General features: G+C 42.0%; 18 protein-coding genes and 2 pseudogenes. 9 read left to right on the top strand and 11 right to left on the bottom strand.

All coding sequences use genetic code 11. The annotated features are described in order from the left end of the window. Positions 1-16: 16 nt before the first annotated feature. From ACTG7Q_RS01715 to ACTG7Q_RS01695, 5 genes and pseudogenes are all read right to left on the bottom strand, one after another. Positions 17-244 carry a hypothetical protein gene (locus ACTG7Q_RS01715; protein ID WP_439240200.1) on the bottom strand — a complete coding sequence of 76 codons (228 nt, stop codon included), beginning with the start codon at positions 242-244 and terminating at the stop codon, positions 17-19. Between the two features lie 139 nt (positions 245-383). Beyond that, positions 384-884 carry a transposase gene (locus ACTG7Q_RS01710; protein ID WP_439240198.1) on the bottom strand — a complete coding sequence of 167 codons (501 nt, stop codon included), beginning with the start codon at positions 882-884 and terminating at the stop codon, positions 384-386. Positions 885-1,255: 371 nt separating this feature from the next. Then, positions 1,256-1,973 (bottom strand): annotated as a pseudogene (locus tag ACTG7Q_RS01705) (FRG domain-containing protein). A gap of 146 nt (positions 1,974-2,119) precedes the next feature. Next, positions 2,120-3,448: a restriction endonuclease subunit S gene (locus ACTG7Q_RS01700; protein WP_439240196.1), complete on the bottom strand. Its 1,329-nt coding sequence runs from the start codon at positions 3,446-3,448 to the stop codon at positions 2,120-2,122. Then, positions 3,441-5,075: pseudogene (locus ACTG7Q_RS01695) on the bottom strand (type I restriction-modification system subunit M); the annotation flags it as partial. The pseudogene ACTG7Q_RS01695 and the gene ACTG7Q_RS01700, both read right to left, overlap by 8 nt. A 583-nt stretch (positions 5,076-5,658) precedes the next feature. On the opposite strand from ACTG7Q_RS01695, the gene gyrB reads away from it, so the two are divergent. From gyrB to ACTG7Q_RS01680, 3 genes are all read left to right on the top strand, one after another. After that, positions 5,659-8,109: a DNA topoisomerase (ATP-hydrolyzing) subunit B gene (gene gyrB, locus ACTG7Q_RS01690; RefSeq protein WP_439240194.1), complete on the top strand. Its 2,451-nt coding sequence runs from the start codon at positions 5,659-5,661 to the stop codon at positions 8,107-8,109. A 141-nt stretch (positions 8,110-8,250) separates the two neighbouring features. Beyond that, the gene (gene mioC / locus ACTG7Q_RS01685) at positions 8,251-8,688 is read left to right on the top strand and encodes an FMN-binding protein MioC (protein WP_439240192.1); all 438 of its coding nucleotides are present in this window, start codon (positions 8,251-8,253) and stop codon (positions 8,686-8,688) included. A 175-nt stretch (positions 8,689-8,863) separates the two neighbouring features. Continuing rightward, entirely contained in the window at positions 8,864-9,505 is a 642-nt protein-coding gene (locus ACTG7Q_RS01680) for a YagU family protein (protein ID WP_439240190.1), read from the top strand. A gap of 50 nt (positions 9,506-9,555) precedes the next feature. Here the strand turns inward: ACTG7Q_RS01680 and ACTG7Q_RS01675 are convergent, their stop codons facing one another. Beyond that, positions 9,556-10,011, bottom strand: a complete 456-nt coding sequence (locus ACTG7Q_RS01675; RefSeq protein WP_439240188.1) for an NUDIX hydrolase — start codon at positions 10,009-10,011, stop codon at positions 9,556-9,558. Positions 10,012-10,015: 4 nt separating this feature from the next. Then, complete coding sequence (locus ACTG7Q_RS01670; protein ID WP_439240186.1) at positions 10,016-10,693, bottom strand: pseudouridine synthase; 678 nt, start codon at positions 10,691-10,693, stop codon at positions 10,016-10,018. A 120-nt stretch (positions 10,694-10,813) separates the two neighbouring features. Between ACTG7Q_RS01670 and icd the strand changes: the two genes are divergently transcribed. The 4 genes from icd (at position 10,814) to ACTG7Q_RS01650 (ending at position 17,107) form a co-directional block, all read left to right on the top strand. Then, the gene (icd, locus tag ACTG7Q_RS01665; RefSeq protein ID WP_439240184.1) at positions 10,814-12,061 is read left to right on the top strand and encodes an NADP-dependent isocitrate dehydrogenase; all 1,248 of its coding nucleotides are present in this window, start codon (positions 10,814-10,816) and stop codon (positions 12,059-12,061) included. A gap of 323 nt (positions 12,062-12,384) precedes the next feature. Then, on the top strand, positions 12,385-13,362 hold the full coding sequence (locus ACTG7Q_RS01660) for a ribonucleotide-diphosphate reductase subunit beta (protein ID WP_439240182.1): 978 nt from the start codon (positions 12,385-12,387) through the stop codon (positions 13,360-13,362). Next, positions 13,349-15,016: a ribonucleoside-diphosphate reductase subunit alpha gene (locus ACTG7Q_RS01655; protein WP_439240180.1), complete on the top strand. Its 1,668-nt coding sequence runs from the start codon at positions 13,349-13,351 to the stop codon at positions 15,014-15,016. The genes ACTG7Q_RS01660 and ACTG7Q_RS01655 overlap by 14 nt, the downstream gene beginning before the upstream one ends. 126 nt (positions 15,017-15,142) lie before the next feature. Beyond that, positions 15,143-17,107, top strand: a complete 1,965-nt coding sequence (locus ACTG7Q_RS01650; RefSeq protein ID WP_439240178.1) for a site-specific recombinase — start codon at positions 15,143-15,145, stop codon at positions 17,105-17,107. 67 nt (positions 17,108-17,174) lie between these two features. Here the strand turns inward: ACTG7Q_RS01650 and ACTG7Q_RS01645 are convergent, their stop codons facing one another. Together ACTG7Q_RS01645 and ACTG7Q_RS01640 are read right to left on the bottom strand one after the other, a co-directional pair. After that, positions 17,175-17,930, bottom strand: a complete 756-nt coding sequence (locus ACTG7Q_RS01645) for a DeoR/GlpR family transcriptional regulator (protein ID WP_439240176.1) — start codon at positions 17,928-17,930, stop codon at positions 17,175-17,177. Positions 17,931-17,960: 30 nt separating this feature from the next. Beyond that, the gene (locus tag ACTG7Q_RS01640) at positions 17,961-18,539 is read right to left on the bottom strand and encodes a rhomboid family intramembrane serine protease (protein ID WP_439240174.1); all 579 of its coding nucleotides are present in this window, start codon (positions 18,537-18,539) and stop codon (positions 17,961-17,963) included. Between the two features lie 50 nt (positions 18,540-18,589). On the opposite strand from ACTG7Q_RS01640, the gene ACTG7Q_RS01635 reads away from it, so the two are divergent. After that, positions 18,590-18,904 carry a DUF5389 family protein gene (locus ACTG7Q_RS01635; RefSeq protein WP_439240172.1) on the top strand — a complete coding sequence of 105 codons (315 nt, stop codon included), beginning with the start codon at positions 18,590-18,592 and terminating at the stop codon, positions 18,902-18,904. Here the strand turns inward: ACTG7Q_RS01635 and glpE are convergent. Further along, complete coding sequence (gene glpE, locus ACTG7Q_RS01630; RefSeq protein WP_439240170.1) at positions 18,897-19,223, bottom strand: thiosulfate sulfurtransferase GlpE; 327 nt, start codon at positions 19,221-19,223, stop codon at positions 18,897-18,899. The two genes, ACTG7Q_RS01635 and glpE, sit on opposite strands and share 8 nt — an antisense overlap. Continuing rightward, a complete protein-coding gene (gene rmuC / locus ACTG7Q_RS01625; RefSeq protein ID WP_439240636.1) occupies positions 19,207-20,655 on the bottom strand; it encodes a DNA recombination protein RmuC in 1,449 nt (482 codons plus the stop codon). Before rmuC ends, glpE begins: the two co-directional genes overlap by 17 nt. 164 nt (positions 20,656-20,819) lie before the next feature. Between rmuC and ACTG7Q_RS01620 the strand changes: the two genes are divergently transcribed. Continuing rightward, positions 20,820-21,761: a tyrosine-type recombinase/integrase gene (locus tag ACTG7Q_RS01620; protein ID WP_439240168.1), complete on the top strand. Its 942-nt coding sequence runs from the start codon at positions 20,820-20,822 to the stop codon at positions 21,759-21,761. Positions 21,762-21,794 lie beyond the last annotated feature (33 nt).

Genomic DNA, 21,794 nt, shown 5'->3' with positions numbered 1-21,794 from the left:
GTGCAGGGTGGTTCTTCTACTTCCGCATATCCCTTTCACTCGCTCCTGCCCAATAATGCTTTGCAATTTTGGTGCTTTCCCAAGGGGGACCGACTTCGTGCATTGAGTGTAATGGCTCACGATCACTTTCAATATGTTGTTTACTAATACGGCGAAAAGAACGATTAAAACGTTGTTTAAATGCCTGATCTGTATCACCGCCACCGTAGCCGAAAAATTTATGCTTACGATAACTGTGGCTCATTTTTATTTTCCTTTTAAAACGTTATTATTTTTCACCGCACTTTACCCAAAATTCCCAATTTCCGTAGGGGCGGATCTGCGTATCCGCCCAAAACCACGCTCCGAATTTAACGGGCGAATACATAGATTCGCCCCTACGGTTAATTCATATATAAAATATCATCGATCCAAGTAAACGGATTATTTTCTATATATTCAACAATTTCATTGTATGATTTTTCATTGCGAATAATGTGTTCATAATAACTGCGTTGCCATAATTTTTTATCAAAACGTTGCCAACCCTGTTCTTTTACATTTCTCATATATTCATTGGTGGTCATTATTTTAAACCATTGAATAATATCACTTAACGATTTTCTCGGCGTATTTTCGTCATTTTCTATATGTAAAATAAAATGAATATGGTTAGGCATAATCACATAATCTAAACAATGTACCATAGTAAATTTGTTCATCATTTCGTGATACCAGAAATCAACCATTTTTCCAGCGTTATTTAATATCATTTGGTTATCATCAATATGTCCTAATAAGCACAGACGAGAATTAATACATATTGTTACAAAATATACGCCATCATCTGAATAATCATATTCCTGTAAACGAATAATTTTGCGTTGTGGGCGTGTTAAATTCATATTATTCCTGACATTGATTGTATGAATGATTTCTCCATTGTATCAAAATGTCGGATAATTTTCTGTAGGATTGGGAGATTCACCCGAAACCACTCCGAATTTAGCGGTCGGATACATAGATCCGACCCTACAGATTTTTCTTCATCGCAATTTCTGTAAAATTTCCCAATTTCCGTAGGGGCGGATCTGCGTATCCGCCCGAAACCACGCTCCGAATTTAACGGGCGGATACATAGATCCGACCCTACGATTTCATTATTTTTTCACCGCAATTTCGCAAAATTCCCTATTTCCTGTAGGGGCGGATCGGCGTATCCGCCCGAAACCACGCTCCGAATTTAATGGGCGGATACATAGATTCGCCCCTACGTTTATGGTGTTTTTAGCATTTGTATTTTAAAATTGCAATATTTTGATGCACCTGTAATATCAGGTAATAAATTTGCATAATGGATATTCATTTTTAATAAGCTATTCAGACAATTTTTTCGTATATGCTCATCATTTTTGATATAGATTTTACAAATATATTTTGCTAATTCATTTGTTAAATCTTCATCATTGTTTAATTTTTCATTTTCATCATCATTTGACGTCATCTGATCTATAATTCGGCTTTCAATTGACGCATTTGCCTTACTTTTCGTAAATAATCCAGACTGATTGATTAATCTACCGTAGATATCTATCTTTGGCTCAATAAATTCCAACGTGTCTTCAAGTAATTGCTTATTTGCAATATAAATAACCCGATAGGGATTATCTTTTTCATCTGTTTTATCTTCTTCAGAAAAAGCAAAAAATAATGCCACATAAGGGGAATATGTCCAATCTAACAAGGGCGAACCCATAATGTTGTCCAATTGCCCAAATTTCATCATCATAGAAATCATTTTCATTTAGCATTAACAAATTCTCTTGCAATCTTCCACGCAAAGCCTGTTTAAACAATCTTAATTGTTCATTGATAATCTTTTCGGTCAAAAGATTATTTTCAGTCACTCTTGCCAGTGTTGGTGTTAATCCCCAGTCATAGCGGCGTTGTCCACGAAAAATGAGTTCAGCATTTGGCTCGTTAAAAAAGGGCATTTCCAATAATTGAATAAAATCTGTCCAATTATTAACTTTAATCGCTGGGATCTGATCGCTATCTTCACCATTAATTTTGCTAAATGCTAAGGGTTCATCATTATTAGCCCATTGTTTTATATTATTGAATAGGTCTGATGTTTCACTCATAACTCAATCTCCCCATTCAATAATCTAGGCAATAATCCATCTCTTATCTTTTCTAAATTTTCATTTTCAAAAGTAGCAACCTTTATTTTCTCAAAAATGGCATCAACTTTTTCTTGGAAAATATTCATAACTTCAGTATTTGGAACAATAACTTTGATGTCTTTCACCATTTTTGAATTAACCGCAGTGGCGATTGATGATGTACTGCCCAGCTCATTAAAATTAAACTGTTTCAAATAACAATATAAAAATTCACTGCTTAACAATGAATTATCTTTCAATTTAAAGTGTGCAATCGCTTCGTTCGTTGTGGTTTCTTTTGTGGTAATGGCTACGCGTCCAACGGTTAATTTAAAACTTAAAATAACCGTATTATTCGGAATACGTTTTACGTTAAATTTATCTACTGCTTCATTTGTTAAATATTCGCTGCTTTGTGTGATAAATACGCCAGAATTTCCCATATCCTTGATAGAAATCCATTGCATATCATCAGAATTTTCAGAAAACCATTCAGGCTCTTTTCGTGGTGGTGTTTTACCAATGGCAACATCAAATAATTGATCAACGCTTTGATATTCCCACCCCAACGGCCCCCCATCTTCCCCAAACCCACTCGGAAAAACTCTCGCCATTTCCACCGCACTTTCTCCCCCAATCACTTCAGCGGCGGCTAAATTGGCTTCTTGTTCGCTTTTCCCATCTGCCAAGGCTTCGGCTTTGGCTCGCACGGGGTCAAAATCAATAAACCAGCTTTTAAAAATCGTTTGGGCGATTTGTTCTAGGGTTTGATTGGTTTGGGTGTTTAGGGTGATCTTGTCGTCTAATTTACTTAAAATATCAACAAGTTTCCTTTGATGGTTTATATCAGGAATAGTAATATTAAGTGATAGTAAATGCGGTACTTTCAAATTAGGTTGTGCAGAACCTATATCCAATGCTTTTAAATTGTTTTGAATTTTTGTGCTAGTTAAAAAATAATAAAGATATTCAGAATCCAATAGTGAATTTGTTCGTAATGCAATTAGATTTTGAGCAATACAAAATCTACTTCCTTTTGAATAAGCTACGCGACCAATATTAGCCCCAACGGTTGAAATTAATACATCACCTTTTTTGGGGTGTCCTTTTCTAAACCAAGAATTATACGTTTCTTCATTTACGAATTTAGTTACCTTTGAAAAGTCTGGATATTTATTATCGCCATTGATTGCATTAGTTTCTACTAACTGATAGCCTGTGTCTGATAGTGGCGGTGTTTTCCCACGATTATCAATAACAACATCAATACAATCTTTCAGTTTATACTCTTTCCAATCACTCATACCCCAATTCCCCCAAATTCTTTCTAATCTTCGCTTCCAACGCCGCCCCCAATTTAAACTGTTCATTCAAAACTGCGGTTAATTTTTGCATTTTTTCCGCAAAAGGTACGCCGTCATCTTCGGCTTCTTCTGCCCCCACATATCGCCCAGCGGTCAGTACAAAATCATTGGCGGCAATTTCATCTAAACTGGCGGAATAGCAATAGGCAGGCACGTTTTCATAATCCTTGCCTTGTTGCCAATTGTGGTAAGTTTGGGCGATTTTCGCAATGTCATCGGCGGTGAAATCCCGTTGTTTACGGCTTTTCATAAAGCCGATTTTGCGTGCGTCAATAAACAACACTTCGCCTTGGCGAGCTTTGGCTTTGTTTAAAAACCAAATGCAAGCTGGGATTTGCACGTTGGCGAACAGTTGGCTTGGCAAGGCGACCATACATTCGACCAGATCGGCTTGAATAATATTTTTGCGAATTTCCCCTTCGTTGTTGGTTTGCGAACTCATTGAGCCGTTTGCCAGCACCATTGCCATTCGCCCTTTGGGGCTTAGGTGATAAATCATATGTTGCAGCCACGCAAAATTGGCATTGCCCTGTGGCGGAATCCCGAACGTCCAGCGTGGGTCGTCAATCAGTTTTTCCTGCCACCAATCGGACACATTAAAGGGCGGATTTGCCATAATAAAATCCATTCGCTAGTCTAAATGGCGTGGGGTGGTGAGCGTGTTTGCCAGTTCAAAATTGGCTTCAATGCCCCGAATCGCCATATTCATAATGGCTAGGCGATAGGTGGTGAGATTGGCTTCTTGCCCAAAAATGGACACCGCATTGCGTTTGCCCTGATGTTCTTGAATAAAGCGGTCGGTCTGCACAAAAAAGCCGCCTGATCCCATCGCTGGGTCATATACTCGCCCTTGATAGGGTTCGAGCATTTCCACAATCAGCGACACAATGGATTTCGGCGTAAAGAACTCACCGCCCCGTTGCCCTTCTGCCATCGCAAATTTGCCTAAGAAATATTCATAAACGTGACCCAAAATATCTTTGGCACTGAGCGAAATCGGCTGACCGTTATACATCGGTTTGGAAAAATCCGTGCTGGAAAACAGGTTAATCAACTCCGCCATCGTGTGATCGTCCACCCGAAATTCGCTGATATGTTGCAGGTTATTTTTCAACACAGGGTTTTCCCGCTCAATGGCATCAAGGGCGTTATCAATTAGGGCAGATGCCCCGTTAAACTTCCCACCCCAAGGCAATTCATCACCACGGTTATAGGTGATGACCTGTTTGAGATTATCCCAACGGGATTCAACAGGCAGCCAAAAGACGTTATTTTCGGTGAAATAATCCCGATTTTCGGCTTCTTCGGCAATTTGCTCAGGGGTGAAAAAAGCAGGATCGAGATAATATTCGCTGTCGGGATTGGTGAAATTTTGTTGATTTTTTTCTTGCTGAACGCTGAAACTGTCGGAAACGTATTTGAGAAAGATTAAGCCAAGAATGACATATTTATAACTGCTCGGGCTTAATTGCTGACGGAGCTTATCCGCACTCGCCCAAAGGTTTTTGTCTAGCTCATTGAGAAAGGCGTTTTGTTCCGCTTGTGTTTGGTGGTCACCAGATGTGGTGCTGTGGTGCTGTGGTGCTGTGGTGCTGTGGTGCTGTGGTGCATTATACTACCTCCTGCTTAATTTATCAATATTAACAATGGGTTATGAAATGATTTGGATGTGTTTATTTTCGCATAAAAATGGGGGGAATTAAAGGGGATTTTTACCCTCACCCTAACCCTCTCCCAAAGGGAGAGGGGACGATCGTTATATTAATCAAAAAAATCTAACTTTCCCAAGATCAATCCCCTCTCCCTTTGGGAGAGGGTTAGGGTGAGGAGACGATCGTTATATTAATCAAAAAAATCTAACTTTCCCAAGATCAATCCCCTCTCCCTTTGGGAGAGGGCTAGGGTGAGGGGACGATCGTTATATTAATCAAAAAAATCTAATTTTCCCAAGATCAATCCTCTCTCCCTTTGGGAGAGGGCTAGGGTGAGGGGACGATCGTTATATTAATCAAAAAAATCTAACTTTTCCAATATTAACCCCCTCTCCCTTTGGGAGAGGGCAGGGGTGAGGGTAAAACCCAAATTTTCCGTTATTTTTCCCCTAATCTATGCTATAATTCCCCCAAATTTTCACCAAATTGAGAAACCCTATGACAGATAATATCCAACCAGAATCACAACAAGGCGAATACGGTGCCAGTAGCATTAAAGTATTAAAAGGCTTAGATGCCGTGCGGAAACGCCCCGGCATGTATATCGGCGATACCGATGACGGTACCGGCTTGCATCATATGGTGTTTGAAGTGGTGGATAATGCCATTGATGAAGCCTTAGCTGGGCATTGTAAAGATATTATTGTGACGATCCATGAAGATAATTCTGTTTCCGTGGTGGATGATGGTCGTGGTATTCCTGTGGATATTCACCCTGAAGAAGGGGTGTCGGCGGCGGAAGTGATTATGACCGTGTTGCACGCTGGCGGTAAGTTTGATGATAATTCTTATAAAGTATCAGGCGGTTTGCACGGCGTGGGTGTATCGGTGGTGAATGCCCTTTCTGATAAATTATTGCTCACCATTCGCCGTCAAGGACATGTGTATGAACAAACCTATCGTTTAGGTGAACCGCAAGCCCCATTGGCTCAAATCGGTGACACCAGAAAAACAGGGACGACAGTGCGTTTTTGGCCGAGTTCAACCATTTTTAGCAAAACTGTCTTTGAATACGAAATCCTGAAAAAACGTTTACGTGAGTTATCGTTCTTAAACTCTGGCGTGTCAATTAAATTATTTGATGAACGTGATGGTACGCAAGATCATTTCCATTATGAGGGCGGTATTCAAGCCTTTGTGGAATATTTAAATCAAAATAAAACCCCAATTCACCCGAAACCATTCTATTTTTCCGTGGAAAAAGACGGCATTGGCGTGGAAGTGTCGTTGCAATGGAATGATGGCTACAACGAAAATATTTACTGCTTTACTAACAACATTCCACAACGAGACGGCGGTACCCATTTAGCCGGTTTCCGTGGTGCCTTGACCCGAACATTAAATAGCTATATGGAAAAATCAGGCTTAAATAAAAAAGGGAAAAGCGAAAAAGATAAAGTGGAAACGTCAGGCGATGATGCTCGTGAGGGGCTAGTGGCGATTGTCTCAGTGAAAGTGCCTGATCCGAAATTTTCTTCCCAAACCAAAGACAAACTCGTTTCGTCCGAAGTGAAAGGGGCGGTGGAATCCGCAATGAATGAGCGTTTGCAGGAATATTTAGAAGAAAATCCGAACGATGCCAAAATTATTGCCACCAAAATTGTGGATGCCGCAAGAGCTAGAGAAGCGGCTCGTAAAGCCCGTGAAATGACTCGACGCAAAGGCGTGTTGGATATTGCAGGTCTTCCAGGCAAACTGGCGGACTGTCAAGAACGCGATCCTGCCCTTTCCGAACTTTACTTAGTGGAAGGGGACTCCGCTGGCGGTTCAGCCAAACAAGGGCGGAATCGTAAAAATCAAGCGATTTTGCCGTTGAAAGGGAAAATTCTCAACGTGGAAAAAGCCCGTTTTGATAAAATGCTGTCTTCGCAAGAAGTGGGTACCTTAATCACTGCTCTCGGCTGTGGCATTGGGCGTGATGAATATAATCCTGACAAAATGCGTTATCACAAAGTGATTATTATGACCGATGCGGACGTGGACGGTTCGCATATTCGCACGCTTTTATTGACATTCTTCTATCGTCAAATGCCGGAAATTATTGAGCGTGGTTATGTGTATATTGCACAACCGCCATTGTACAAAGTGAAAAAAGGCAAGCAAGAACAATATATTAAAGATGAACCTGCGATGATCGAATATGAGTTAGCGATTGCGTTAGATGATGCGGCGTTATATATCAATCCGAATGCCCCAGCGATGACCGGATTACCATTAGAGAAATTAGTCACGGAATATAATAATGTCACCCAAATGATCGCACGTTTACACCGCCGTTACCCAGAGGCCTTGCTAAAAGAATTGGTGTATTATCCAACACTGACGAATGAGTTAATGAAAGATCAAACTGCGGTGGAAAATTGGGCAAATTTATTGGTGGAACGTTTGAAAGAAAAAGACACCAGTGGTAACCATTATTCGCACCAAGTGTTATTCAACCAAGAACGCCAGTCACATGAAATGTTATTAACCGTGCGTACTCATGGTATCGACACCAATTACAGCTTAGATTATGCTTTTGCCAACGGTAATGAATATGCTCGTATCGTCAAACTGGGTCAACAGTTAAGTGGTTTGTTGGATGATGGGGCGTATGTGACTCGTGGCGAACGTCGTTTAGACGTCAGCAGTTTTGAGCAAGCCGTGGATTGGTTAGTCAAAGAATCTCGCCGTGGTTTGACGGTACAACGTTATAAAGGGTTAGGCGAAATGAACCCTGACCAACTTTGGGAAACCACCATGGATCCAGAGGCTCGCCATATGTTGAAAGTAACCATTAAAGATGCGGTGGAAGCGGATCAGTTGTTTACCACGTTGATGGGGGATGAAGTGGAACCACGTCGTGAGTTTATTGAGAGTAATGCGTTAAGGGCGAATTTGGATATTTAGCTTTTCACCCTCACCCTAGCCCTCTCCCAAAGGGAGAGGGAAATGAACGGTGAAAAAATAACAATTTTTATATACTCAAATCGTTCCCTCTCCCGTTGGGAGAGGGCTAGGGTGAGGGTAAATTTTTTAAAGGAGATTATTATGCCAAACCCAATCGCCATTATCACCGGCTCCACCCTCGGCGGCGCCGAATACGTCGCTGATCATCTCGCCGATTGCCTTGAACAACAAGGTTTCGACACCCAAATTGAAAACAACGCCACCTTTGCCGATGTAGAAAATCAAAAACTGTGGCTTATCGTGACGTCCACCCACGGTGCAGGCGAATTGCCCGAAAATATCCAACCCTTTATCGATGAAGTGAAACAACAAGATCTCACCGGCGTGCGTTTTGCAGTGGTCGGATTAGGCAATTCTGATTATGACACCTTCTGTTATGCCGTGGATACGGTGGAGCAAGTCTTGACGGCTCAAGGTGCGGTGCAAATTTGTGAAAGTTTACGTATTGATGTGTCGCAAGTGGACGATCAAGATCAAGCGGCTGAAGATTGGCTACCAACAATGTTAAACGCCTTGTAATCTACCCCTTTTGAGTGAATAAAATTTGACAGTTCTTCTGTTAATGGTAGAATACACCCCGCTTTAGATTTTGCAAAAAACTAAGGAAGTCAAATGTTTATATTTTGTAATTATATTGTTAAATATTTGTTACGTATATAGATATGATTAATTTTTAATATTCTTGGAGCCTATTATGTCAGGTATTTTTCAACAAACTGAACCATCACGTCGTCGTTATGGTTTAGCAGTATTTGTCGGTATTATTGCAGGTATTATCTCTGCATTCGTAAAATGGGGGGCTGAACACCCATTCCCACCACGTAGTCCAATTGATTTATTTAGCGCAGCTTGTCCACAACCCGTATTAGATGCGTTAAATTCTGGTGCGATTGCCATGAACGGTGCCTTAGATCAATGTTCACGTGCTTTCTTAAACCCTCCACATGTTTTCTTACGTGATTACATTGGTATCGATCCAACCGAAGCTGCATTCACTTTCGCAGACCACGCATTCAACTGGATCGGCGTTACACACATGATTTTCTCATTAGTGTTTGCTATTGCTTACTGTGTCGTTGCAGAGCGTTTCCCTAAAGTGAAATTCTGGCAAGGTATCGGTGCAGGTATTATCGCAGACATCGGTGCACACTATATCGTTTTCCCTGCGTTAGGTTTAACACCACCAGTGGCAGATTGGCCATTATATGAACACATTTCTGAATTAGTGGGTCATATCTTCTGGTTCTGGACCATTGAGGTCATTCGTCGTGATTTACGTAACCGTATCACACACGAACCCGATGCAGAAATCCCATTAAGCCAAGGTCATCGTTAATTATAACGAGCGCATTCAACATAAACCCGAACAAATGTTCGGGTTTTTTGTTATTCAAATACCGTTAACACCGAGAGCGGATAACGTTCTCCGGCCAAATAATCTTGCAAGGCTTGAATAACCAAGGGGTTACGTTCGCATTGCCCCTCTTGTTGAATGTAGTCATGAAATTCCGCTAATGTGAGCCATAACCCTCGGGTAATGTCACTGTCGTGAGGCGTAATGGGAACGCATTCATTCAGTTCCACGACAAACACAAAACGCAAATAATCCGTTTGACTACGGGGTGCATGCCATTGATAGATTTTCAGTAACGACTGCATTTCCGCCTGAATGCCTGTTTCTTCATAGAGTTCACGGCTTGCCCCTTGTAAAAGGGTTTCCTCTTTTTCTAAATGGCCTGCGGGTTGGTTGAGGGTACGCTTACCGTATTCGATTTCTTCTACAAATAAAAATTTGCCGTTGCAATGGACAACGCAAGCCATGGTGATATTGGGTTTGTGCATAATCTTATTCCGTCGTTAATTTTAACATCGCAAAAAGTTGTTGTTTTTCGCTTTCATTTAATAATCGATATTCGCCATTCGCCAAATGGCTGAGGGTTAATCCTGCCGTGGCATAACGCACTAAACGTAAGGTTGGAAAGCCAATATGCGCAGTCATGCGGCGAACTTGACGATTTTTTCCCTCGCTAATTTTGATTTCAAGCCAACTTGTGGGAATGGCCTGACGTTGCCGAATCGGTGGCTGTCTTGGCCATAAAAATGGCTCAGAAATACACCGCACTTTGGCGGGCTTTGTCATGCCGTCTTTTAACTCAACGCCGTGCCGTAATGGTTCAAGCTCTTGCTCCGTGGGGACACCCTCGACTTGCACCCAGTAGGTCTTTTCGGTTTTGAATTTGGGATCTGCCAAGCGGTGTTGTAGTTCGCCATGATTGGTTAACAGCAACAACCCCTCGCTATCCCGATCTAACCGCCCTGCGGCGTAAATCTGCGGAATGGGAATAAACTCTTTCAAGGTGGCTCGACCATCTTCACCACTAAATTGGCACAGCACATCGTAAGGTTTGTTAAATAACACCACGACCGTGTCGGCAAGTGAGCGTGTTTTTTGGGGGCGTTGATTTTTTTTATTCGCAAAAGCTGTTTTTTTATACTTATCTCTTGCAACTCGTTTTAAGTTCATATATGTTGTTCAAATAATAAAAATATTGGGGGCGAAAGGTTTCTTTTTTATTTTTGTTGTCCATTAAAAAGACCTGCTTCTTATACTACCAGTAAACACCACAAAATATAAGGAGAAAGTATGACATCGAAAGTGATTATTCCACAAGGTGAGAAAATTCAATTAAACGCAGATGGCTCATTGGCTGTGCCAAATCAACCCATTATCCCGTTTATTGAGGGCGATGGCATTGGGGTAGACGTGACCCCTGCGATGCAAACGGTGATTAATGCCGCTGTGCAAAAAGCCTATGGCGGTGAACGTAAAATTGCGTGGTGTGAAATCTATGCGGGTGGCAAAGCTAATCAGCTTTATGGCGAAAATACTTGGTTACCTGATGAAACTTTAGCGTTGATCAAAGAATACCATGTGGCGATTAAAGGCCCATTAATGACCCCCGTCGGCGGTGGCATTCGTTCCTTAAATGTGGCCATGCGACAAGGCTTAGATTTGTATAACTGTTTACGCCCTATCCGTTATTACGAAGGCACCCCAAGCCCTGTTAAGCACCCTGAATTAGTGGACATGGTGATTTTCCGTGAAAATTCAGAAGATATTTATGCCGGTGTGGAATGGAAAGCGGGTTCTGCCGAGGCCGATAAAGTCATTAAATTCTTGCAAGATGAAATGGGCGTGAAAAAAATTCGTTTCACCCAAGATTGTGGTATTGGTATCAAACCTGTCTCAAAACAAGGCACACAGCGCTTAGTGCGTGCGGCGTTGCAATATGTGATTGACAACGACCGCCGTTCCCTCACCTTGGTACATAAAGGCAATATCATGAAATTCACCGAGGGCGCCTTTAAAGAATGGGGTTATCAAGTGGCCAAAGAATTTGGCGCCACTCCGTTAGACGGCGGCGATTGGCATAAACTGACCAACCCGAAAACAGGGCGTGAAATCATTATTAAAGATTGCATTGCCGACGCCTTTTTACAAGAGGCCTTGTTGCACCCAGCCGATTATGATGTGATTGCGACCTTGAATTTAAACGGTGACTACATTTCTGACGCTCTCGCTGCACAAGTGGGCGGGATTGGAATTTCCCCAGGGGCAAATATTGGCCAAGAGGCCGCTATTTTTGAGGCCACCCATGGCACCGCACCGAAAATCGCCGGTCAAAATAAAGGTAACCCCGGTTCCTTAATTCTGAGCGGTGAAATGATGTTGCGTCATTTAGGTTGGACGGAGGCGGCGGATTTGGTCGTTAATGCGGTATCCAAAACCATTGCCAATAAAACCGTCACCTTTGATTTTGCTGATATGTTAGAGGGCGCTACTTTGCGTTCTTCTTCTGAGTTTGCACAGGATATTGTGGGGAATATGTAAGTTAATAATTAACTCAAGATACGGAGCATCATCACATTCCTAGCCCTGTACGCCAGTGCAGGGCAATGCCTTTATTTTTAATAAAAATTTCCCTACATTTCACCGCACTTCGATCTAGTTCATAAACACAATATCTTGTGTTTCTTTATCCCTCAAACCCATAGATATACGCATTAAAAAATTTTAAAATTTTTTTCCTTTATAAATCAAAACCCTAATCAAAAGTGGTGAAAATTGCCGTTTGTCAAGTCTTGTTATGTATTTTTTTTTGTCTAAAATAGAGCCTAAATATTAATTTAACCCTCCTTAAAAGTGAACGCATTATGTCCAGAAATCTTTTTGAAAAACGCTTGAACATCAAGCCTTACGAATACCCTGAATTGCTTGAGTTCAAAGATGCCATTCGCCATTCCTACTGGCTGCATACCGAATTTAATTTCACCGGTGACATTCAAGATTACCGCACCACCATTAACGATCACGAACGCCAAGTTCTCACCCGAGCCATGTTGGCGATTTCCCAAGTGGAAGTGAACGTGAAACGTTTCTGGGGCGAGCTGTATCGCTATTTCCCAAAACCAGAAATGGACGACGTGGGCGGGACCTTTGCCGAATCCGAAGTGCGCCATAAAGATGCCTATTCTTTCCTATTGGAGAAGTTAGGGCTAAACGAAATGTTCAGCCAAATTCAAGACATTGAACCGTTGATGAACCGTATTCGTTACATGGAAAGTTTCATGAAAGACAAAGATGCGGGCAAAGGCGAATTTGTGTTGTCGTTGGTGTTGTTCTCATTGTTTGTGGAACACATTTCCTTGTTCGGTCAATTCTTAATTATGATGTCGTTCAACAAGCATAAAAACCTGTTCAAAGGGATTTCTAATGCGGTAGAGGCCACCTCAAAAGAGGAAGAAATTCACGGTAAATTCGGTATTGCATTATACGAAATTTTGCGTGATGAACATGCAGATTTATTTACCGAAGCATTTTTTACCGATTTAAAAACCTTGTCAGACCAGGCATTTGAGGCAGAATGTGGTATTTTAGATTGGATTTTTGAGGGAGGTGATTTAAGTTTTATCACCAAAGAAACGGCGTTGAATTACATTAAAAGTCGTTACAACAACTCATTAACCATACTTGGATTGACGGCACCACACAACATCAATCCAGAATTATTAAAAGAAACCCAGTGGTTCGATATTGAAATCCTTTCCACCAAAGAAAATGATTTCTTCTATAAACGTAGCACTGATTACAGCAAAAAAATGAAACAGATTACCGCCGATGACTTATTCTAATCCAAACCGTCCAGACTTCGCTTGGTTAAACGAAGACAGCCGTTTGTTCTTGCAACGTGGTTACTTGCTTGAGGGAACAAACGCCCTAGAACGCATTCGCTTTATTGCCGAACATGCTGAACATAAACTCGGCATTGAGGGCTATGCGGAGAAATTTTATCACTACATGGCTCGTGGCTATTTTTCCCTTTCTTCGCCAATTTGGTCAAACTTTGGCTTAGATCGTGGTTTGCCGATTTCCTGTTTTGGGAGCTATATTGGCGACTCCATTCATGAAATTATGGTGACCACTGCTGAAGTGGGCATGATGAGCAAAATCGGCGGCGGGACGTCAGCCTATTTCGGCGATATTCGTCCACGTGGCTCGGTGATTAAAAATAACGGCAAATCGGATGGTTCATTCAACTTTACCAAGTTATTTGATACCGTGATTGATGTCATTTCACAAGGCACCTCACGCAAAGGCCAATTTGCCGGTTATATTGATATTGAACATGGCGATATTGACGAATGGTTAGACATTCACACCGAGGGCAACCCGATTCAATTAATGTATTACGGTGTGTGTATCGGCCATGAATGGCTACAAAGCATGAAAGCGGGCGACCCTTATAAACGTCAGCTTTGGGCAAAATTATTACAACGTAAAACCGAAACCGGTATTCCGTATTTGTTCTTTAAAGACAACGCCAACGCAGGCCGTCCTGATGTGTATAAAGAGAAAAACATGGTGGTGCATGCCTCTAATCTTTGTACCGAAATCATGTTGCCAGCTTGTCATGATGAAAGTTTCGTCTGTTGCTTGTCGTCCATGAATTTACTCTATTTTGATGAGTGGAAAAACACCGACGCCCCTGAAGTCTTAACCTACTTCTTAGACGTGGTCATGAGCGAATTTATTGAGAAAAGCCAACATATTCCGTTCTTACACCGTGCCAATAAATTTGCACGTCGTCACCGTGCATTAGGTTTAGGCGTATTAGGCTGGCACAGTTATTTACAAGCGAATAATATTGCGTTTGATAGCTTTGAGGCCATGCAGAAAAACAATGAAATTTTCCGCACGCTGAAAGAAAAAACCTTACAAGCCTCGCAAGAATTGGCGCAACGTTTTGGCGAACCGGAAATTTTAGAGGGCTACGGCCGTCGCAATACCACCTTAATGAGTATTGCGCCAACCAAATCCAGTAGCTTTATTTTAGGCAGCGTATCGCCGTCGGTGGAACCGTTTAAATCCAATTATTATGTAAAAGATTTGGCCAAAATCAAAACCGTCTACAAAAACCCATTCTTGGAAAAATTATTACAAGAAAAAGGCTTAGACAAAGACGAAATTTGGGACAGCATTTTATTGCATGACGGTTCTGTGCAACATTTAGCCCAATTAAGCGATCAAGAGAAAGATATTTTCAAAACATTCTCAGAAATCAGCCAGTTAAGCGTCATTCAACAAGCGGCACAACGTCAAAAATATATCGATCAAGGCCAAAGTATTAACATCATGGTTCACCCTGCGACACCTGCAAAAGATTTGAACCAATTATACTTAACCGCCGAAGAATTGGGCTTAAAATCCATTTATTATCAATACAGCATGAGTGCGGCACAAGTGTTTAACCGCAACTTGCTCAGTTGCTCAAGCTGTGAGGGCTAGTTAGCTAATTAACCTATTGAAGTGCGGTGAAAAAAATCAACCTTTTTTCACCGCACTTTTTTTATGGCTTGAACTTTTCAGCACAAAACCTATCATAATAGGGTAGACGAACAAAAAAGAGAAATTATGACGATACCATTTATTCAACCACGCTTGGATCAACTGTTAGCCGATATGCAGGCGCAAAACGATCCTTTTGTGTTATTGCAAACCTTTTGCCAATATTTACGTGACGGCGGACAATGTCAAGCCAATGAACGGGTGAACTTATTTATTGGGCTATTACAACAGTACCCCGATTTTGCGAGCAGGCTGTCTAGCTTGCTGTGCCGTTGGTTATGCCAAATGCGGTTGTATCCCTTGTTGGTGAGCAGTGGCATTTTAAGTCGTGATGGCTTTGGCAAGGAGATGAAACAACGGCTGTATGAAAAAATGAATCCCGCCTTTAAGGACAGCAAAGATTTACGTGATGTGTTCTTTATGTTATTTCATGATCGCCGAGATCTGGCGTGGCTTAAGGCGATTTCGGTGAAAACTTGGGTAAGCCTGTTTGCCACCTTTCAGCACTATACGGAACAAGCCGATCAAAATTGGTTGCATCAACATCTTTATCATGAGGGCTATTCCGCCATTGAAATGTTAGCCATTTGGTTGGCGGCGGAAGATTTGGAGCCCGAATTAATGCGACTTGATCCGAATTTATTAGACGCTCATTCGCCATTTGTGGCGTTGCAAAAAGAAGTAGCACAATGGTTAACCGCTCAACAACAGGGTGAACATTATGACGATAGCCATTTGCAAGTCATGCTGTCGCAATGTCGCAAACAAATTGATCGTTTTCATAAACGTGGCGTGGTGGCGGGTTCTTCCTTAGGCGTGGCGCATTTGTTGGAACGGTTAACCCAAACTTTGGATCGTTTGGTGTTGCTCAAAGGGTTGTTCAGTCGCCCAACATTATCCTTATTGCGCTTATTACAAGCCACCGAAATATTTGCCGAGGCCGCTACCGATCAACATAATATTGCGGTACTTTGGAAACAAAGCGCAAGCATGCTTTCTCGCACCATTGCACAAAACACCAGCGATCATGGCGAGCATTATGTGACACGCAGCAAAAAAGAATATTTTGCCATGTTTTACTCTGCAGCAGGTGGCGGAATTTTAATTGCGCTGATGGCTTTATTGAAAATTTATTTGGGTGATGTGATTGAGGATAAGGTCTGGAAAAGTGTGGCTTATGGCTTGAACTATGGTCTGGGCTTTATGCTGATTTTTATGTTGCATTTTACCGTTGCCACCAAACAGCCCGCCATGACCGCCGCTCGTTTTGCTGAGGCGGTGGAACGCAACCCGCAAGGGCGAGCGGTGAACATGAAACTGGCACAATTATTGATTGATGTTGTGCGTTCTCAAACCATTGCCGTGTTAGGCAATGTGGCCTTTGCCATGGGATTAAGTGCGTTAATCGCTTATTTTTATGCTCAACAAAAGGGCGTGGCACTGTTGGATCACGCCGCCATTGACTACCAACTACACGCCATTGACCCCACACAAGGCGCCTTATGGTTCGCCGCCATTGCGGGCGTGTGGTTATTCTGTTCGGGGATTATTTCGGGCTATTTTGATAACCGCAGTAATTACCTCAACAGCAAAATGCGCTTGCGTTATCATCCCGTGTTGAAATACCTGATGCCTGAAAAATGCCGGATTGGCATTGCAAATTATTTACATGATAATTACGGCTCCTTAATGGGAAATTTCTGTTTCGGTATGCTGTTAGGATTAACCGGTCTGGTGGGCTATTGGCTAGGCTTACCCCTTGATATTCGCCATGTAGCCTTTTCCTCCGCCAATCTTGGTTATGTGGCCGTTAGCGGTGATCTGAGCCAGCCATTAATTTGGCAAAACCTCGGTTTTGTGTTGTTGATCGGTATGGTGAATTTATTGGTGAGTTTCACCTTGGCACTGCGTGTGGCATTGAAGTCGCTCAACACGGAAATCGACAGTTGGTGTGAAATCGCCCGTTGCCTCTGTGAGATTATCCGCAAACGTCCTTTAAGTTTTTTCTTGCCGTTGCAGTTGGAGAAATAAACGGAAACTGCGGTGAAAAATGTTTGTTTTTTTCACTGCAGTTTCTTCTTCCTTTACCTTTCTCTTTCTACCCCAAAACCACCTGAACATTGGATTCAGAAAGGCGTTCGGAAATGGATTGTGGTAGTAAATCGTCAGTGACAAAATAATCCAACTCGGTGAGGTTACCTAATTTCACCATGGCTCGGCGGTGGAATTTGGAATGGTCGGACACTAACAGGGTATGCCGTGAACTTTCCATCATGGCTCGTTTCACTTGCACTTCGTGGAAATCATAGTCCAACAAGGAGCCATCGAGGTCAATGCTACTGATGCCCAAAATGCCGTAATCTAAGCGGAATTGCGAAATAAAGGCCACTGTGGCCTCGCCGATAATCCCGCCATCTTGACGCAATGAACCGCCGGCAAGGGTAATCTGGAAACTGTCATTTTTCATCAGAATATGGGCGGCATTTATGTTGTTGGTGACAATGCGGAGATCTTTATGGTCGAGTAAAGCGTTGGCGACCGCCTCGGGTGTGGTGCCGATATCAATAAATAGCGAGGAGCCATTGGGAATGAGTTTGGCCGCCGCTTGCGCAATTTGATTTTTTTCTTGTAACAAAAATTCTTTACGAGAGGCGTAATCACTGTTTTCCGAAGAGGAGGGCGAGGCTGCGCCACCATGATGGCGGCGAATCATATCTTTTTCTGCCAAGGTGTTTAAATCACGGCGAATCGTTTGTGGGCTGACATTCAGGCGTTCGACTAATTCTTCGGTGCTGAGATAGCCGTTTTGTGTCACGAGTTCAACAATGGTTTGATGACGAATGGACTGTTTCATAAAAGTGATCCTTATTCGATTTAATTGAGGTTATTTTGCCATTTTTGCACGTAAAAAGCCAAAGATTAATCCGATAATTAAGCCAGAAATATGCGCAGCGTTGCCCATTTCGATACCAATAAAAGGGCTAATAAAACCAAACGCAATCCCCACGAGCAGCATACTAAGAAAGCCCTCGGGCAAGTCAAATTGACGGTGTTGGCCAAATTTATCCACGCAGAACACAAAGCCCATCACTGCATAAACCACGCCAGACAAGCCGAAGAACCAAGGGCCACTGGCCCAGTTTTGCGCCAAACCTGAGCCAACGCCGGCAATCAGATAGAGTAAAATCAGGGTCAATGAACCAAAGGTTTTTTCAATCGCCCCGCCAAATAACCACCACCAAGCGAGGTTGAAACCAATATGTGCCACGGATAAGTGCATTAAGGTGTGGGTTAAATAACGCCAATAGTCTTGCTGTTCGACAGGTTCAGCGGGAAAGTGCGTGGCGTTTAATAAGATTTCACTTTCCATATCAAGGGTGTTGCTGATGGCGTATAAAATCACGCAAAGTGCGGTGATAAATAAAGTAAATTTTGCGGGATGACTTCTAAAATGCGCAAGCATTTGCTATATTCCTGTTTAGTTTTTACATAATCATATCAAGGGAGATCAAAATGGAAAACAACCGTTTACCAGAGGGCTTTAGCCGTTTTAGTTGGCTGTTAGTGGGACTTTGTTTTCCCATTCTGCTGTGGCCACTGGCCTTGTTGTTGTCACCGGCGGTGGTGGATAACCCAAATTTAGCCAATGTCCACCGCACGTTTATCTCATTTACGCTGTGGTTTTACCCTCTTGCCCTTGCGATTATGGCACGGATTTTATTTAAATTAAACCAACGTCGGCCAAAATTAGCGGAAAAAGCCTTATATGTGAGTGCGGTGGTTTTTTGGGGCGTTTTTGCCTATGTGGTGGCGGTGGGGTTTAACTAACCCCTTGCTCCGTTGGCAGGCCGGCTTTTTCCCACGCCTCAAAACCGCCAATCACGCTGTAAACTTGCTCGTAGCCTTGTTCAATCAAATAAGTGCCCACGCTGCGACTACTAATGCCATGATAACAGACTAAAATCACCGGTTCATCATAGTCATATTCGTTTTGGAAATCGCCATAACTTTGATTGGTTAAATGAAACGCCTCGGGAATATGGCTACGGCTGTAATTGGCCCAATCACGTACATCTAATAACGCACAGGTTTGGGTTTGTAGCATGTCCCAGGCTTGTTGTGGGCTAATATCAATTAATTGTGTCATCTGCATTTCCTTTTAAAATCACCAGTTTTTCGGTGTCAATATCTTGATGTAATAATTCCACCGCCGGCAAGGTTTTGGTGGCCTTGGCGGATAAATCTTTAAAGCGTTCCACTTTGCCCGCTAACCCTTGTTGTCCCATTAAGGCCGTCACGGTGCTGTTATATTGGGTGCTTGCGGTGCTTAACGTATTGCCTAATTTTGCCAAACGTTCAGCCAGTAAGCAAATTTGATTATAAATATCCCCTGCTTTTTCGCTAATTTCTTTGGCCTCCGCATTCCCTCGCTCCACCCGCCACAAATTCGCCACGGTACGTAAAATCGGCATTAAGGTGGTGTGCGAGACTAAAATCACATTTTTCTGATAAGCAAAATTAAACAATTCCACATCCGCTTTCATGGCCTCAATATAAGCGGGTTCCACCGCAATAAACATCAACACAAAATTCGGGCTACGCATGCCAATAAGATTGCTGTAATCTTTCTTCGACAGGTCATTTACATGATTGCGAATCGCCTTAATATGCTCTGCCATAAATTGTTGGCGTTGCACCTCATCTTCTGTATTGACCGCTTGTTCATAGGCCACGAGCGACATTTTACTGTCGATAATCAGGTGTTTCTGATCGGGCAAATGCACCACAAAATCGGGGTAATTATGGTTGCCTTGTTGATCTTTAAAATGGGCTTGGGCGGAATAATGATCGCCATTGATTAAGCCGGCTAATTGTAAGGTGCGCTCTAATTGCAATTCGCCCCAATTACCTAAAGTTTTCTTTTCGCCTTTTAAAGCCGAGGTTAAATTATTGGCCTGTTGCGACATAGAAAGCCCAATATCCAACACTTTTTTCAACTCGGTTTCTAACAAAGTATTGCCTTTCACACTTTCCGAATGCACCTCATTGACCCGTTTTTGAAAGCTCTCAATTTGCTCACGGAACGGTTTCAACAAACTGTCTAACGCCTGTTGATTGGATTGGCTAAAAGATTGCGTTTTTTCGTCTAAAATGCGATTCGCCAGATTCTGAAATTCCACACTTAATTGCTGACGGCTTTGTTGAAAAGTCTGCTGTTGATCCGCCAAACTTTTTTCTTTCTCTGCCAAACTCACTTTCACTCTCGCTACTTCTTGTTGAAGTGCGGTTAGAATTTCCCGAGTTTTTTCCAATTCTGCGGTGCGTTTGGTAATCAACCGATCACGTTCAGCAATTTCTGAATGTAAATATTCTTCCTTGGTTTGCAGTTGCATCACCGCCAAATCTTGCTGATTTTTCACCGCACTTAGCGAATCAAATTTATCCACTAACACATTGTAATCTTGAATATTTTTATTTAAATCTTGCTTTAATTCCAACACATCACGATTCCTCCGTGAAAGGAAAAAACACAGCAAAATGATAAAAAATAAAAAACAAATGACGCCAATTAAGGCCATAAAAAAATAAGGGTATTGTAATAATTCTTGCATTATCCGCTCCTTTAAAATCTGGTGGCTAGTATAAACGAAAATTGTGGCTTTCCGATCATTTTTATGGAATCAATTTTCTAAAATAGTATGGCATCACAATGTCGTGGTGTGCTAACAAAAGGACGTTTATAATGAAAAAATCAACCTTATCTCAACAATATTTCTGTGATTATTTTCGTGAATGGGTCGCCACTTATAAAGAGGGCGCCATTCGTTCCGTGACCATGAAAAAATATCAGTCGACGCTATGTTGGATTAACACGCTTGCACCACAGTTACGCTTAAGTGAATTAACCCGAATCAATTATCAAAAATTGCTCAATGATTATGCGAAACAGCATGAACGTCAAACCACCATGGATTTTCATCACCACTTAAAAGGGGCGATTTTAGATGCACTTGATGAAGGATTATTATCCGCAGATCCCACTCGTAAAGCCATTATTAAAGGCAAAGCCCCTCGTCTGAAAAAGCACAAATATTTAAATCAATTTGAATTACAAGCACTATTAAACCATTTAAATTTATCTACCACATTAACATGGGATTGGTTTATTTTATTGGTGGCTAAAACAGGTATGCGATTTTCTGAAGCCTTGGCGATTACGCCAGAAGATTTTGATTTTTCGCACCAGACTTTGCATGTCAACAAAACATGGAATTATAAAGAACAGGGCGGATTTTCACCGACTAAAAACCGTTCTTCCGTCCGAAAAATCCAAATTGACTGGCAAACAGTGATTCAATTTTCACAATTAATCAAAGCGTTGCCAGAAGGAAAACCGATTTTTAGTCATCTTATTTTAGGGAATGGACGTGTATATAATTCTACACTGAATGGCATTTTAAGCCGTGCTTGTAAAAAAGCCAATATTGCGGAGATTACACTGCACGGCCTACGCCACACCCATGCGTCTTTATTGCTTTTTGCCGGTGTTTCCATTGCTAGCGTGGCAAGACGGCTAGGGCATTCTAGCATGACCACCACACAGCATACCTATTTGCATATTATTCAAGAACTTGAAAATCAAGACACGGATATTGTCATGCGACATTTAGCTGGACTATGTTAAACATAAAGCCTTGTAGCAATACAAGGCTTTATC

Source organism: Lonepinella sp. BR2474 (genome assembly GCF_051851555.1).
In the GTDB taxonomy this organism is placed as follows: domain Bacteria; phylum Pseudomonadota; class Gammaproteobacteria; order Enterobacterales; family Pasteurellaceae; genus Lonepinella.
The sequence above is the reverse complement of the archived record's forward strand: the minus strand, read 5'-3'. Positions and strand labels throughout refer to the sequence as shown.

What these genes read in the sequence shown, in the direction of transcription:
- ACTG7Q_RS01715 (WP_439240200.1), bottom strand. Translation starts at nt 244, where the DNA reads ATGAGCCACAGTTATCGTAAGCATAAATTTTTCGGCTACGGTGGCGGT.
- ACTG7Q_RS01710 (WP_439240198.1), bottom strand. Translation starts at nt 884, where the DNA reads ATGAATTTAACACGCCCACAACGCAAAATTATTCGTTTACAGGAATAT.
- ACTG7Q_RS01700 (WP_439240196.1), bottom strand. Translation starts at nt 3,448, where the DNA reads ATGAGTGATTGGAAAGAGTATAAACTGAAAGATTGTATTGATGTTGTT.
- gyrB (WP_439240194.1), top strand. Translation starts at nt 5,659, where the DNA reads ATGACAGATAATATCCAACCAGAATCACAACAAGGCGAATACGGTGCC.
- mioC (WP_439240192.1), top strand. Translation starts at nt 8,251, where the DNA reads ATGCCAAACCCAATCGCCATTATCACCGGCTCCACCCTCGGCGGCGCC.
- ACTG7Q_RS01680 (WP_439240190.1), top strand. Translation starts at nt 8,864, where the DNA reads ATGTCAGGTATTTTTCAACAAACTGAACCATCACGTCGTCGTTATGGT.
- ACTG7Q_RS01675 (WP_439240188.1), bottom strand. Translation starts at nt 10,011, where the DNA reads ATGCACAAACCCAATATCACCATGGCTTGCGTTGTCCATTGCAACGGC.
- ACTG7Q_RS01670 (WP_439240186.1), bottom strand. Translation starts at nt 10,693, where the DNA reads ATGAACTTAAAACGAGTTGCAAGAGATAAGTATAAAAAAACAGCTTTT.
- icd (WP_439240184.1), top strand. Translation starts at nt 10,814, where the DNA reads ATGACATCGAAAGTGATTATTCCACAAGGTGAGAAAATTCAATTAAAC.
- ACTG7Q_RS01660 (WP_439240182.1), top strand. Translation starts at nt 12,385, where the DNA reads ATGTCCAGAAATCTTTTTGAAAAACGCTTGAACATCAAGCCTTACGAA.
- ACTG7Q_RS01655 (WP_439240180.1), top strand. Translation starts at nt 13,349, where the DNA reads ATGACTTATTCTAATCCAAACCGTCCAGACTTCGCTTGGTTAAACGAA.
- ACTG7Q_RS01650 (WP_439240178.1), top strand. Translation starts at nt 15,143, where the DNA reads ATGACGATACCATTTATTCAACCACGCTTGGATCAACTGTTAGCCGAT.
- ACTG7Q_RS01645 (WP_439240176.1), bottom strand. Translation starts at nt 17,930, where the DNA reads ATGAAACAGTCCATTCGTCATCAAACCATTGTTGAACTCGTGACACAA.
- ACTG7Q_RS01640 (WP_439240174.1), bottom strand. Translation starts at nt 18,539, where the DNA reads ATGCTTGCGCATTTTAGAAGTCATCCCGCAAAATTTACTTTATTTATC.
- ACTG7Q_RS01635 (WP_439240172.1), top strand. Translation starts at nt 18,590, where the DNA reads ATGGAAAACAACCGTTTACCAGAGGGCTTTAGCCGTTTTAGTTGGCTG.
- glpE (WP_439240170.1), bottom strand. Translation starts at nt 19,223, where the DNA reads ATGACACAATTAATTGATATTAGCCCACAACAAGCCTGGGACATGCTA.
- rmuC (WP_439240636.1), bottom strand. Translation starts at nt 20,655, where the DNA reads ATGGCCTTAATTGGCGTCATTTGTTTTTTATTTTTTATCATTTTGCTG.
- ACTG7Q_RS01620 (WP_439240168.1), top strand. Translation starts at nt 20,820, where the DNA reads ATGAAAAAATCAACCTTATCTCAACAATATTTCTGTGATTATTTTCGT.